Source organism: Sinomonas atrocyanea (genome assembly GCF_030811715.1).
GTDB lineage: Bacteria > Actinomycetota > Actinomycetes > Actinomycetales > Micrococcaceae > Sinomonas > Sinomonas atrocyanea_A.
Genome location: NZ_JAUSRH010000018.1, coordinates 1 through 13238, shown reverse-complemented (window position 1 = coordinate 13238; position 13238 = coordinate 1). Strand labels below are relative to the sequence as shown.

General features: G+C 72.7%; 10 protein-coding genes. 9 read left to right on the top strand and 1 reads right to left on the bottom strand.

Features of this window, described 5'->3' with window-relative positions:
* Window positions 1-22: 22 nt before the first annotated feature.
* From J2W21_RS18950 to J2W21_RS18910, 9 genes are all read left to right on the top strand, one after another.
* Window positions 23-1690, top strand: coding sequence for a DUF7059 domain-containing protein (locus tag J2W21_RS18950; RefSeq protein ID WP_307116073.1), 1668 nt, complete (start codon window positions 23-25; stop codon window positions 1688-1690).
* A 57-nt stretch (window positions 1691-1747) separates the two neighbouring features.
* Window positions 1748-2482, top strand: coding sequence for an ArsR/SmtB family transcription factor (locus J2W21_RS18945; RefSeq protein ID WP_307116072.1), 735 nt, complete (start codon window positions 1748-1750; stop codon window positions 2480-2482).
* A 162-nt stretch (window positions 2483-2644) separates the two neighbouring features.
* Window positions 2645-5422 carry a type I DNA topoisomerase gene (gene topA, locus J2W21_RS18940; RefSeq protein WP_307116071.1) on the top strand — a complete coding sequence of 926 codons (2778 nt, stop codon included), beginning with the start codon at window positions 2645-2647 and terminating at the stop codon, window positions 5420-5422.
* Window positions 5419-5949 (top strand): SseB family protein, encoded by a 531-nt coding sequence (locus J2W21_RS18935; RefSeq protein WP_307116070.1) that lies wholly within the window; start codon window positions 5419-5421, stop codon window positions 5947-5949. The genes topA and J2W21_RS18935 overlap by 4 nt, the downstream gene beginning before the upstream one ends.
* 7 nt (window positions 5950-5956) lie before the next feature.
* On the top strand, window positions 5957-6976 hold the full coding sequence (locus J2W21_RS18930; RefSeq protein WP_307116069.1) for a Ppx/GppA phosphatase family protein: 1020 nt from the start codon (window positions 5957-5959) through the stop codon (window positions 6974-6976).
* Window positions 6977-7014: 38 nt separating this feature from the next.
* Complete coding sequence (locus J2W21_RS18925; protein ID WP_307116068.1) at window positions 7015-7875, top strand: sugar phosphate isomerase/epimerase family protein; 861 nt, start codon at window positions 7015-7017, stop codon at window positions 7873-7875.
* A 322-nt stretch (window positions 7876-8197) separates the two neighbouring features.
* Window positions 8198-9043 carry a pyrroline-5-carboxylate reductase gene (gene proC, locus J2W21_RS18920; RefSeq protein ID WP_307116067.1) on the top strand — a complete coding sequence of 282 codons (846 nt, stop codon included), beginning with the start codon at window positions 8198-8200 and terminating at the stop codon, window positions 9041-9043.
* Window positions 9044-9101: 58 nt separating this feature from the next.
* Entirely contained in the window at window positions 9102-9878 is a 777-nt protein-coding gene (locus tag J2W21_RS18915; RefSeq protein WP_307116066.1) for an alpha/beta fold hydrolase, read from the top strand.
* A gap of 23 nt (window positions 9879-9901) precedes the next feature.
* The gene (locus tag J2W21_RS18910; protein ID WP_307116065.1) at window positions 9902-10735 is read left to right on the top strand and encodes a uracil-DNA glycosylase; all 834 of its coding nucleotides are present in this window, start codon (window positions 9902-9904) and stop codon (window positions 10733-10735) included.
* Window positions 10736-10775: 40 nt separating this feature from the next.
* Here the strand turns inward: J2W21_RS18910 and J2W21_RS18905 are convergent, their stop codons facing one another.
* The gene (locus tag J2W21_RS18905; protein ID WP_307116064.1) at window positions 10776-12983 is read right to left on the bottom strand and encodes a catalase; all 2208 of its coding nucleotides are present in this window, start codon (window positions 12981-12983) and stop codon (window positions 10776-10778) included.
* Between the last annotated feature and the right edge of the window lie 255 nt (window positions 12984-13238).

The window sequence follows — 13238 nt, the reverse complement described above, 5'->3', positions numbered from 1 at the left end:
CGGATCAGCCTAGACTTCCGTGGTGAGTTCAAGCACCCAGGACGACGCCCCCGCCTCCGACCGGCCCGAGCTGCTGCGCGCGCTGGCCCACGACCTCGCCGCCGCGGACTACACGGTCGACGCGGTCGCCGAGCTACTCGGACCCGAGGCGCACGCCGCCCTCTCCCGCGACCAGATCGTGCCCGCGCTCGCGGCGACCCGCGCCGCCGGCGAGGATCCGGCGCGGAACCCGCTGGGCGCCGTCGTGCGCTTCTTCCTCCTCGCCCGGCCCCTGCCCGCGGCGGGGCTCGACGCCGTGTTTCCCGCGCTCGGCGCGGACGGCCTCCGCGCGCTCGGGCTGGCCGAGCCGGCGGACGACGGCGGGCGGCTCGCCGCGGCGGTCGACCTCCGCCCGTACGCGTGGGACGCGGAGGAGGGCCAGAAGGAGATCTGGGTCGCCTCCGATCTGGCCGCCCACCAGCGGCCCGGGGTCCTCCGGCCCGACCATGTGCTCGGGATCGGGCACGCCTCGGCGACCCTCGTCCAGACCACGGCCAGGCGCCCGGTCGAGCGGGCGCTGGACCTCGGCACCGGCTGCGGGATCCAGGCCTTCCACCTCCTCGGCCACGCACGCCACGTGGTCGCGACGGACATCTCCGAGCGCGCGCTCGCGTTCACCCGCTTCAACCTCCTGCTCAACGCCGGCGCACTCGGCCTCGACCCGGACCGCCTCGAGGACCGCGTCGAGCTGCGCCGCGGCAGCCTGTTGGAGCCGGTCGCGGGGGAACTGTTCGACCTCGTGGTCTCCAACCCGCCGTTCGTCATCACCCCGCGGGCCGCGGGGGAGCGCGCCGAGGACCAGTTCACCTACCGTGACGGCGGCCTGGCCGGGGACGAGCTCGTGGCCCGGCTCGTGGCGGGGCTGCCCGCCGTGCTGGCCGAGGGCGGCACCGCCCAGCTGCTGGGCAACTGGGAGATCCCGGCCGGCGCCCCCTGGCACGAGCGCGTCCGCTCGTGGATCCCCGCGGACGTCGACGCGTGGGTCCTCCAGCGCGAGGAGATCGGCCCCGGGCAGTACGCGGAGACGTGGCTCGCGGACGCCTCGCAGCAGCGCGACCCCGCAGCCTACGAGGACGCCTACGCCGCCTATCTCGCCGACTTCGCGGCCCGCGGGACCGCGGCGATCGGCTTCGGCGCGGTCTGGCTCCGGCGCCCCGCGCTCGGCCAGGCGCGCCTGGACCGCTTCGAGGAGCTCACCCACCCGCTCGAGCAGCCGATCGGGCCGCACTGGGCCGCCGCCGTCGAGCGCGCCGACTGGCTCGCCGCCCACCCAGACCTGGCAGCCGAGCGGCTCGTCGTCGCCGACGATGTGACCGAGGAGCGCCACCAGCGACCCGGGGCCGAGCACCCGGGGGTGATCCTCCTGCGCCAGGGCGCGGGGTTCCGCCGCACGAGCCTCCTGAGCACCGAGCTGGCCGGCTTCGTCTCGGCCTGCGACGGCGAGCTCACGGCCGGGCAGATCGCATCCGCGCTCGCTGCGCTCCTCGGCCGCGACGACGAGGGCTTCCGCCCCGGCGTCGTCGCCGAGGCCGCGAACCTGGTCGCCGACGGCTTCCTCGTCCCATCGGGAATGCCGGCGGGATTCCCGGCCGGAACCGCTGGCGGACACGCCGATGACGCGACGGCCGGGAACCGTGAAGAAACAGCTTGACATCGCCCCCAGTGTGGCGTTTATTACACTCCAATACCGGCACAACGAAAAAGCAGCATGACGGACAAGAAGCGCAGTTCCCGCACCGAGAACCCGGTCCGGATCACCGACCCCAAGGCCATCCGCGCGCTCGCGCACGCGGCCCGCCTCGAGGCCATCAACGAGCTCTACTCGAGCCAGGAGAGCCGCACCGCCACGGAGCTGGCGGCGTTCACAGGGCTCACCCCGAGTGCGATGAGCTATCACCTCCGGGCCTTGAAGAAATGGGGCATCGTCGTGGACGCGCCGAGCGACGGCGACGGCCGCGAGCGGCGCTGGAAGGCCGCCGGCACGGACCTGAACCTGGACACCGCCACGACCGGCCAGACGCCGGGGCTCGCGATCATCGACATGGAGATCGATTCGCTGCGCACGCGGATCGCGAGCCACGCCAAGCACCGCGACGCGGCCAGGCGCCGGGGCGAGCCGGACGAGTCGCCGGTCATGATGATCTCGGGCAATGTCCTCAAGCTCACCCTCGAGCAGCGGGCCCGCTTCAAGCAGCGGATGCTCGAGCTCATGGACGAGTTCGAGCTCGAGGAGCATCCCGGGGACGAGGACACCGAGCGCATGTACTTCGTGTGGTCGATGCTGCCCGAGGTGCGCGAGGCCGTGAAGTCCGCGCCGAAGGACGCAGGCGAGGGACGCCGGCCGGCCGCGCGCCGGGCCGCGGCCCGGAAGCCGGGCGCCGAGGCGCCGGGCCGGCCCTCCTCGGGCGGCGCGGCGCACCCCGCCGCGGTCGCCGGCTCCTGACCCCGGCTGTCCACAGCTGCACGCCCGGCTTGCGCGTGGGCGGCCGTCGTATGGTGAACTAGGGACTTGCGCGGCGCTCGCCGCGCCCCCTCGTGCCCCGACGCCGGCCTGTCCCGGCGCAGGAGGGCACGGGAGATCTGCAGCAGTTTGGCGAGGAGTACCGTGGCCACGAAGGCTAGAACCGGCAAGAAGCTCGTGATCGTGGAGTCGCCGGCCAAGAGCAAGACGATCGCCCAGTACTTGGGCGACGGCTTCGAGGTCGACGCGTCGATGGGCCACATCCGGGACCTCCCCCAGCCCTCGGACCTGCCCGCCGAGCTCAAGAAGTCCTCGGTGGGCAAGTTCGCCGTGGACATCGAGCACGGCTTCGAGCCCTACTACGTGGTCTCCCCGGACAAGAAGAAGAAGGTCGCGGAGCTCAAGGCCAAGCTCAAGGACGCCGACGAGCTCTACCTCGCCACCGATGGCGATCGCGAGGGCGAGGCCATCGCGTGGCACCTGCTCGAGGTGCTCAAGCCCAAGGTGCCCGTGCACCGCCTGACCTTCCCGGAGATCACCAAGGAAGCGATCCAGCGCGCCATGGCGGAGCTGCGCGACGTGGACGAGTCGCTCGTCGACGCCCAGGAGACCCGGCGCGTCCTGGACCGCCTGTACGGCTACGAGATCTCCCCGGTGCTCTGGCGCAAGGTCGCCGGCGGCCTCTCCGCCGGCCGCGTGCAGTCGGTGGCCACCCGGCTCGTGGTGGAGCGCGAGCGCGAGCGCATGGCGTTCCGCGCCGCGAGCTACTGGGACCTCCTCGCCACCCTCGCCCCGGCCGGGAAGGGCACGGACGACGCCGCCGCCCGCCAGAGCTTCCAGGCGCGCCTCGCGCAGGTGGACTGGAAGAAGGTCGCCACCGGGCGCGACTTCGACGACCGCGGCCAGCTCAAGGCCAAGAATGCCGAGCTCCTCACGGAGGCCACCGCCACGGCCCTCGCCGAGGGCCTGCGGGACGCCGCGTTCGCGGTGCGCTCGGTCGAGGAGAAGCCGTACACCCGGCGCCCGGCGGCCCCGTTCACCACCTCCACCCTCCAGCAGGAGGCGGCGCGCAAGCTGCGCTTCTCCGCGCGGGTGACGATGCAGGTGGCCCAGCGCCTGTACGAGAACGGCTACATCACCTATATGCGTACCGACTCGACGGCGCTGTCCGACCAGGCCGTGACGGCCGCGCGGCGGCAGGCCTCCGAGCTCTACGGCGCGGAGTACATCCCCTCGCGGCCCCGGGTGTACGCGTCCAAGTCGAAGAACGCCCAGGAGGCCCACGAGGCCATCCGCCCGTCCGGCGACTCCTTCCGCACACCTGCCCAGGTGGCCAAGCAGCTCTCGGGGGACGAGTTCCGCCTCTACGAGCTCATCTGGAAGCGCACGGTCGCCTCGCAGATGGAGGACGCCAAGGGCTCGACCGCGACCGTCCGCCTCGGCGCGACGGCCGTGACCGGCGAGGCCGGCGGGCGGGACGCCGAGTTCGCCGCGTCCGGCACCGTCATCACGTTCCGCGGCTTCCTCGCCGCGTACGAGGAGGGCCGCGACGAGGTCCGCGAGGACACCGAGAGCGCTGGGAACGGCGCGGCCGGCTCCGCCGAGGGCGGCCGGCTCCCGATCCTCTCCCAGGGCCAGCCGCTCGACGCGCTCGAGATCGCCTCTAACGGCCACCAGACCTCCCCGCCCCCGCGGTACACCGAGGCCTCGCTCGTCAAGACGCTCGAGGAGCGCGGGATCGGCCGCCCGTCCACGTACGCGGCGACGATCTCCACGATCATGGACCGCGGCTACGTGCGCGCCCGCGGCACCGCGCTCGTGCCGAGCTGGATCGCGTTCTCGGTGGTCCGGCTGCTCGAGGAGCACTTCCACGACTACGTCGACTACGACTTCACCGCCGAGATGGAGGAGGACCTCGACAAGATCGCGGCGGGCCAGCAGGCCGGCGCCGACTGGCTCAGCCACTTCTACTTCGGCGACGGGACCAACCCCGGCCTGACCACGATCGTCAACGGGCTCGGCGAGATCGACGCCCGCGAGGTCAACTCGGTCGAGATCGCCCCCGGCATCGTGCTGCGCGTGGGCAAGTACGGGCCGTACCTCGAGAAGCCCCTCCCGGCGGACGCCCCCGAGGGCACCGCCCCCGAGCGCGCCAACGTGCCGGAGGACCTCGCCCCGGACGAGCTCACCGCCGAGAAGGCGCTCGAGCTCATGGAGAGCGCCGGGCCGGAGGAGCGCGTCCTCGGCCAGGACCCGCACACGGGGCACACCGTCGTGGCCAAGAACGGCCGGTACGGGGCGTACGTCACCGAGGTCATCCCCGAGATGACGCCCGAGCAGATCGCGGCCCAGCCCGTGGAGTACTACAAGAACGGCAAGCCGAAGCCGCCCAAGAAGCCGGTCAAGGTCAAGCCCCGCACGGCCAGCCTGTTCAAGTCGATGACCCTGGACACGGTGACCCTCGAGCAGGCGCTGCAGCTCCTCACGCTTCCGCGCCGCCTCGGCGAGGACGCGGAGGGCACCACGATCACGGTGCAGAACGGCCGGTTCGGGCCGTACCTGAAGAAGGGCACGGACTCGCGCTCGATCGGCTCCGAGGAGGAGATCTTCACGATCACCCTCGAGCAGGCGCTCGAGATCTACTCCCAGCCCAAGACGCGCGGCGGGCGCACGGCCGCAGCCCCGCTCGCGGAGTTCGGCGACGACCCGGCCTCGGGCAAGCCCATCGTGGTCAAGGAGGGCCGCTTCGGCCCCTACATCACGGACGGAGAGACGAACATCACCGTCCCGCGGTCCACCGCGATCGAGGAGCTGACGCGGGAGCGCGCCATCGAGCTCCTCGCCGAGAAGCGGGCCAAGGGCCCGGCCAAGAAGCCCGCCCGGCGCTCGTCGGGCGGCCGAGCGAAGGCGGGTGCCAAGTGAGCACGCACGACGGCGAGCCGGTCACCGGCGGCGAGCACGCGGCGTCGTCCGCGGATGCAGGAGCGGTGCCCGCGCACCTCGACCCGGTCCCGCTGACCGAGCTCGAGGCCGCCCTCGCCTCGGCGACCGCGTCCGGCGCCGACGAGGACGCGCAGCAGTCGATCCTGGCCTTCCTCAACAGCCTCGTGTGCCTCCTCGTGCCGGAGCCGGCGGGCGGGGAGTCCGGCGGGGACACCGTCGAGCCGCTCATCCTCTCCAACGGCGAGGGGAAGCCCGTGGTCGCGGCCTTCACCCACCGTGCGAGGATCCGCCCGGACTTCCTCGAGCACGCCCCCACCGTGGTGCAGACCCAGGGCGCTGTGCTGCTGCAGAACCTCGGCAGCGAGCTCGGGCTCGTGCTGAACCCGGGGAGCGCCTACGGCTTCGAGCTGAGCACCGAGCACGTCGCCGCGGTGCTGCGCGACTTCCGCCCCGCCGAGCCGGACGAGCTGGGCCCGGACAGCCCCGCAGGGTCGACCGGGGAATAATGGGCACATGCGGCTAGGCGTCCTCGACATCGGTTCGAACACCGTGCACCTGCTCCTGGTGGACGCCCACCCGGGTGCGCAGCCGGTGGCCTATGCCTCCCACAAGCGGCCGCTCTCCCTCGTGCGGTACCTCGAGGCCGACGGCAGCATCAGCGAGCGCGGCCAGAAGGAGCTCATCGACTTCGTCCAGGAGGCTTGGGCGTTCGCAGGGCGGCATCACGCCGAGGACCTCCTCGCGTTCTGCACCTCCGCGATCCGCGAGGCGCCCAACGGCGATGCCGTCCTCGACAGGGTGCAGCAGGAGGCCGGCGTGACGCTGCAGGAGCTCACCGGTCCCGAGGAGGCGGCGATGACGTTCTTCGCTGTCCGGCGCTGGTACGGCTGGGGCGCCGGGACCATCCTCGACCTCGACATCGGCGGCGGCTCGTTCGAGATGGCGATGGGGCACGACTCCCTGCCCGCCGTCGCGACCTCGGTCCCGCTCGGCGCCCAGCGCCTCACGCGTGACTGGCTGTCCGAGGACCCGCCGACCGCCAAGAGCATCAAGGAGCTGCGCAAGTACCTGCGGGACACGCTCCGGCCGGTCGTCAAGGGATTCGAGAAGGCCGGCCGGCCCAACCTCGTCACCGGGACGTCCAAGACCTTCCGGTCCCTGGCCCGCATCGCCGGGGCCGCGCCCTCGGGAGCCGGGCCGTACGTGCGGCGCGTCCTGCAGCGGACCGACCTCGGCCTGTGGGCCCAGCGCATCTCGGCGATGGCCGCCTCCGACCGGGTCCACCTCCCCGGGGTCTCGGAGGCTCGCGCGCCCCAACTCCTCGCCGGCGCCCTCGCCGCCGAGGCGGCCATGGAGCAGTTCGAGGTCGACGAGCTCGAGATCTGCCCCTGGGCCCTGCGCGAGGGCCTCATCCTCCGCCGGCTCGACCAGCTCGTCCACGACGGCCCCCTCGAGCCCCCGGCCCACATCGGGCCCATCCAGAGCGAGCGTCGGCGGTCAGAGCGCATGCACCCCTCGAGGGCGCGCGTATGAATTCATCCAGCGGCACCGGAGCGGAAGCGGGAACCCACGTGGAGAGAGCACCCCAGACGGCCTCAGAGGCGGACCAGCGCCCGGACGGAGGGGGGATCCCGGTGGCCCTCTCGAGCGCCTCGGTCTACCCGCTGAGCGTCCACGACGCGTTCGCGGTGGCCGCCGACCTCGGCTTCGACGGCGTCGAGGTCATGGTCACGAACAACTCCACGAGCCAGAAGGCCGACGAGCTGATCCAGCTCGCCCAGCACTACGACCAGCCGATCGTGTCGATCCACGCTCCCACCCTCCTGCTGACGCAGCAGGTGTGGGGGTCGCCGTGGAACAAGATCAGCCAGTCCTGCCGGATGGCGGTCGACGTCGGGTGCGAGACCGTGGTGGTGCACCCGCCGTTCCGCTGGCAGGGCAACTATGCGGAGACGTTCGCCCACGGGGTCCGGGACCTGTCCGACGCGTACGGGGTGCGGATCGCGGTGGAGAACATGTATCCGTGGCGCGTGCGCGGACGCGAGACGCTCGCCTACCTCCCGCACTGGGATCCGATCGGGCAGGGCTACCAGGATGTCACGTGGGACTTCTCGCACGCCGCGACCGCGCGTGAGGACAGCCTCGCCGCGATCAAGGCGCTCGGCAGCACGCTGCGGCACGTCCACCTGACCGACGGGTCCGGGCGGTCATTCCGGGACGAGCACCTCCTCCCCGGCCAGGGGACGCAGCGGGTCGCCGAGTGCCTCGCGCACCTGGGCGGAAACGGGTTCGACGGCGCCGTGGTCGCCGAGATCAGCACGCGCAAGGCCAAGGTGGCGGGGGAACGCGAGCGGATGCTGGCCGAGACCCTCGAGTTCGCCCGGACGCACTTGGGGCAGCGCGCCAGTATGGACGCGGGCAGCGGGATCTAGGCGGGGCCTTCGGCGGCCGGCTCTCTTCGGGGGGGCCGGCCGCGTTTCCGTGTCGCCGGAGGACCCGTTAGTCGCCGGAGGACCCGTTAAACGAGTTCGGCACTGGCAGTTCGGGGAAGGTTAGGGGACCATGCATCCGAACTGCCAGTGCCTGGCGGTCAGTCTTGGGGGGAGACTGACCGCCCCATCACTCGCACCCTGTGAGGTATTCACTACTGTAAAGACGGAGTATGGGAGAACACCGGGGCGAGGGTGGGAAAAGGCTGGGAAAGGCGCCGCCGGCCAGCATGCGGCGGCCGCGCCCGGCTGGCAGGATGGGGGCATGAGCAACCAGATCGCATTCCTCGGCACGGGCTCCATGAACGGGGCCATCATGGGCGGCCTCCTCGCTGCCGGCTTCCCCAAGACGGACATCGTCGCCACCGTGCGGCGCAGGGAGAGCGCCTCGGAGCTGGCGGAGCGCTACGGCGTGACGGTCATGGCCTGGGACGAGGAGAGCGACTCCAACGCGCAGGCCGCCCGGGGGGCCTCGATCGTGGTCATCGGCGTCAAGCCGGTCGGTGTCGCGGCCGTCGCACGCGAGATCGCGCCGGTGCTCAGCCCGGGCGCCGTCGTCGTGAGCGTCGCCGCCGCAGTGTCGATCGAACAGCTCGAACGCGACCTGCCCGAGGGCCAGCCGGTGATCCGCACCATGCCGAACACCCCGTCCCGGCTCGGCAAGGGCGTCGTGGCCGTGGCGCGCGGGACGCACGCCACCACCGAGCAGGTCGAGCACGTCAAGAAGCTGTTCGGCGGCCTCGGGCTCGTGGTGGAGGTCTCAGAGGACCAGATCGCGGCCGTGAGCGCGGTGAGCGGCTCCGGCCCCGCGTACGCCTTCTACCTTGCGGAAGCCATGGCCAAGGCGGGCGAGTCCCTCGGCCTGGAACCCAAGCTCGCGCTCCAGCTCGCGCGCGAGACGGTCGTCGGCGCCGGCTACATGCTCGACGAGCCCGGCGCGGACCCCGCCGCGCTCCGGCGCGCCGTGACGAGCCCCAAGGGCACCACCGAGCAGGCCATCCGCGTCTTCGACGAGCGGGGTCTGCCCGCCATCATCGCGGAGGGCGCCCGGGCCGCCGTCGAGCGCTCGGACGAGATCACCCGCGAGCTCGGCCGGGCCCCGCAGGGCTGATCCCGCCCGGGGCCCGTCGCCTGCTGCGTCCGGGCAGGTGAAGGCGGATCCTTGGAGCATGGACACCGCAAGCGTGCATCGCGTGCTCCTCCTCCCCGGCAGCGTGCTCCCGGCGGGCCCGGCGTACGGCGCGCTCATCGCGGCCCTGCACGCCAGGTTCGGCGATGCGGTCCAGCCCGTCACCAAGGATCTCGAGGTCTATGCCGGACCCACGCCGCCCGCCGACTACTCGCTCGAGACGGAAGTGGCCGGCGTCGTGCGCGCGGCCCGCGAGCTGCGCTGGGACGCCTTCCATCTGGTCGGGTACTCCGGCGGGGGAGCGGCCGCCGTCGCTGTCGCGGCGAGGCATCCCGAGCTGCTTCAGTCGCTCGCGCTGCTCGAGCCGGCGTGGGCCGGGAACTGGGGATGGAGCTCGGCCCACCGGGCCCTCTGGAAGCAGTACGCCGAACTGGACCGCCTCCCGCCGGACGACTTCATGGCAGGCTTCGTCCGACTCGCCGTGCGTCCCGGCGTGACGGCGGGCCTGCCGGTGCCGGGCGGAGAGCAGCCGCCGTGGATGGCGCTGCGGCCCGCGGGCATCCGGGCGCTCCTGGAGACCTTCTCGGCCTACGACCTCGACCGGAGCGCTCTGACGCGCTTCGACCGCCCGGTCTACTTCGCCCTCGGCGGCCTCTCCAATCCCGATGACTACGGCGAGATCGCCGACCGCCTCTCGGGCGTCTTCCCCAGATTCCGGCTCGAGGTGTTCCCGGGCAGGCACCACTTCGATCCTCCGCACCGCGTCGAGCCGGACCGCGTCGCCGCATCCCTCGCAGCGCTCTGGGACGAGGGCTGACCCCGCCGCGCTAGCGTGAGGGGATGAGCCTCGAGCCGCATCCCGTCACTGCTGTGCCGTTCCCCTCGCCCGTCCCGCCGGGCACGGGATGGCCCGGGGACCCGGCCTCAGCGCGCACACCGGTCGCCCGCAGCGTGGCGGACGTCTCGCGCCTCGCGGCCGCGGCGGCCACCGTCCAGGAGGTGGACGCCCTCAGCTCGGTGTGCCGGGCGTGCCCCCGCCTCGTCGAGTGGCGCGAGGCTGTGGCCGTCTCGGGGCGCCGCGCGGCGTTCGCGGACCAGCCCTACTGGGGTCGCCCCGGCCCCTCGTTCGGCGACCTCTCGGCGTCGAAGCTCGTGCTGGGCCTCGCCCCCGCCGCGAACGGGACGAACCGGACCGGCCGCATGTTCACGGGCGACCGCTCCGGCGACTGGCTCTACGCCGCCCTCCACCGCACCGGCTACGCGAACCGGGCCGCCTCCGTCGCCGCCGGCGACGGGCTGGTGCTCACCGGCATCCGGATCGTCGCCTCGGTGCGGTGCGCACCTCCGGCGAATCGTCCGACGCCGGCCGAGCTCGCCACGTGCGGGCACTGGCTCGACCGCGACCTCGCCCTCACGGCCGCCTCGGCCGGGGGACTGGACGCCGTCCTGGCGCTGGGCGGCGTGGCGTGGAACGCGGCTCTCGCCGCGGCGCGCAGGCTCGGCTGGGCCGTGCCGCGGCCCAAGCCCGTGTTCGGGCACGGGGCCGAGACGGTCCTGGGCCTTCCGGGCGGAGGCGGCGTCCGGCTGCTGGGCAGCTACCACGTGAGCCCCCACAACACGTCCACGAAGCGACTGACCGGGGAGATGCTCGACGCCGCCCTCCGCCGCCTGTGAGGGCCGCGGGGGGCGGCGCGGGGGCCGCGAGGCCCGGCCGCTAGGCGCTGGCCGCCGGGAAGCGCTCCCAGACGCGGTGTGCCGCGAGCAGCGTGGTCAGCTCCTCCACGACCGCGGGGACGTCCCCGAGGACGACGCCGGGCGCCTCCGTGGGGATCCCGGCCGCGGTGAGCACGGCCTCGGACCCGTCGAGGCCCGCGATGGCCTTGGCGTGCCGGAACGCCTCGGTGAGGAGCAGCCCCACCCGGGGATCGACCGAGTGGTCCGCTGCCCCCGCGGCCTTGGCGTCCAGCCCCTGCCGCGCATCGGGTGCAGGCTCGGCGGTGCCGGCCAGCAGGAGCGCGTCGAACTCGATGGAGCGGGCAGTGAGGTAGGTCCGCTGGACCGGCACCTCCCCGCCGTCGAGGAAGCCGCCGGCGGGCGCCACGACGAGCGGGACCATGCCGGCCGCGGCGGCGGCCTCGCGGGCCGCGTCCACGACCGCCGGGTCGCTGGTGCCGTCCGCGACGATGCCGAGGACTCTCCCGGCCACCGGCCACGTGCCCGCCAGCTGGGACAGCGCCGGGCTCGTCCCGGAGCCCGCCGGGGCCTCGGAGGGCTGTGGGGCCGGCAGGCCGAGCCCCGCGGCCACGGCGGCGCAGAGGCGGGGGTCGATGTTGGCCAGCGCGCGCAGCTGACGCTCGCGCACGGCCGTCTCGAAGCACTTGCCCAACTCGAAGGTGTAGGCCTGGACCACGTGGTCCTGCTCCACGGGACTGAGGCTGCGGAAGAACAGCGCTGCCTGGCTGAAGTGGTCCTCGAAGGACGCCTGGGACGCGCGCTCCTTCATGGAGGCGGCGATGGGCTCCGGCACCTCGACGTAGGCCCCGGCCTCGGAACCGGCGTGGAAGGGGCAGCCGCCGTCCAGCGAATTGGGCCGGTAGGGCGCCGCCCCCGGGTGCACGGCGGTCTGGTGCATGCCGTCGCGCAGCATGTCGTTGACCGGGGCGTGGGGACGGTTGATCGGGATCTGGCTGAAGTTCGGACCGCCCAGCCGCGAGATCTGCGTGTCGAGATAGGAGAACAGCCTCGCCTGGAGCAGCGGATCGTTGGTCACGTCGATGCCGGGGACGAGGTGGCCCGGGTGGAAGGCGACCTGTTCGGTCTCGGCGAAGAAGTTCACCGGGTTCCTGTTCAGGGTCATGCGCCCGATCGGCTGCACGGGGGCCAGCTCCTCCGGCACGAACTTGGTCGGATCGAGCAGGTCGATGCCCTCGAACATCTGGTCCTCGGTGTCCGGGAACGTCTGCACACCCAGCTCCCACTCGGGATAGGCGCCCGCCTCGATGGCGTCGGCCAGGTCTCGGCGGTGGAAGTCGGGGTCCATGCCGTTGATGATCTGGGCCTCTTCCCACAGCAGCGAGTGCACGCCCTGCTTCGGCTTCCAGTGGAACTTCACCAGCGTGGTGCCGCCGTCGTCCGCGACGAAGCGGAAGGTGTGGACGCCGAAGCCCTCCATGGTCCGCAGCGACCGCGGGAGCGCCCGGTCGGACATGTTCCACATCGTGTGCGCCTGCGCCTCGGTGTGGAGCGACACGAAGTCCCAGAACGTGTCGTGCGCGCTCTGGGCCTGCGGGATCTCGCGGTCCGGATGCGGCTTGGCGGCGTGGACGACGTCGGGGAACTTGATCCCGTCCTGGATGAAGAAGACCGGGATGTTGTTGCCGACGAGGTCATACGTGCCCTCGTCCGTGTAGAACTTCGTGGCGAATCCCCGGGTGTCGCGGACGGCGTCCGCGGAGCCGCGCGAGCCGAGCACGGTGGAGAAGCGCACGAAGACCGGCGTCTCCACATCCTTCGCGAGGAACCCCGCCCTCGTGATGTTCGCGGCGGTGCCGTAGGAGCGGAAGACGCCGTGGGCGGCCGAGCCGCGGGCGTGCACCACGCGCTCCGGGATGCGCTCGTGGTCGAAGTGCGTGATCTTCTCGCGCAGGTGGTGGTCCTGCAGCAGGATCGGTCCGCGGGCGCCCGCCTTGAGCGAGTGGTCCGTGTCGGGGAGCCTGGCGCCCTGCGCCGTCGTGAGGAACGGCCCCGACTGGGACCGGGAGGTCTCGGGGGCCCCGGTCGGCGTGCCCGTCGGGGAGACCTGTTCGGGCCCACGCTGGTCGGGCTTGTGCGGGCGCGGCTCGCGGGGCGTGGTCTGTTCCTCGACCTCGGGCGGGACGGCTCCGGGGGAGCCGGGGATCTGGATGTTCTCGTTCTCGGGCATGCTTGCTCCTCAAAGGTCTGCGTGTGCCGCATGGACTCCCGAGGGCCATCATCACGACGGCTGCCTGCCTCCCCAGACGTCGATGTCCACCCAGGCCCCCGGACAGGCGGTCCCCGGAGGCTTACCCGCGCGCTGCCGACCGAAGCAAGGCCGGCCGGGCTGTCGGCGGCGCTTGAATCTTGGACGCTTTCGGCGCTTGAAAAGTGAACGGGTGCAGGCAGTTTAGCCGCTGGTTTCGTCGGTGGTGGTGCGGAT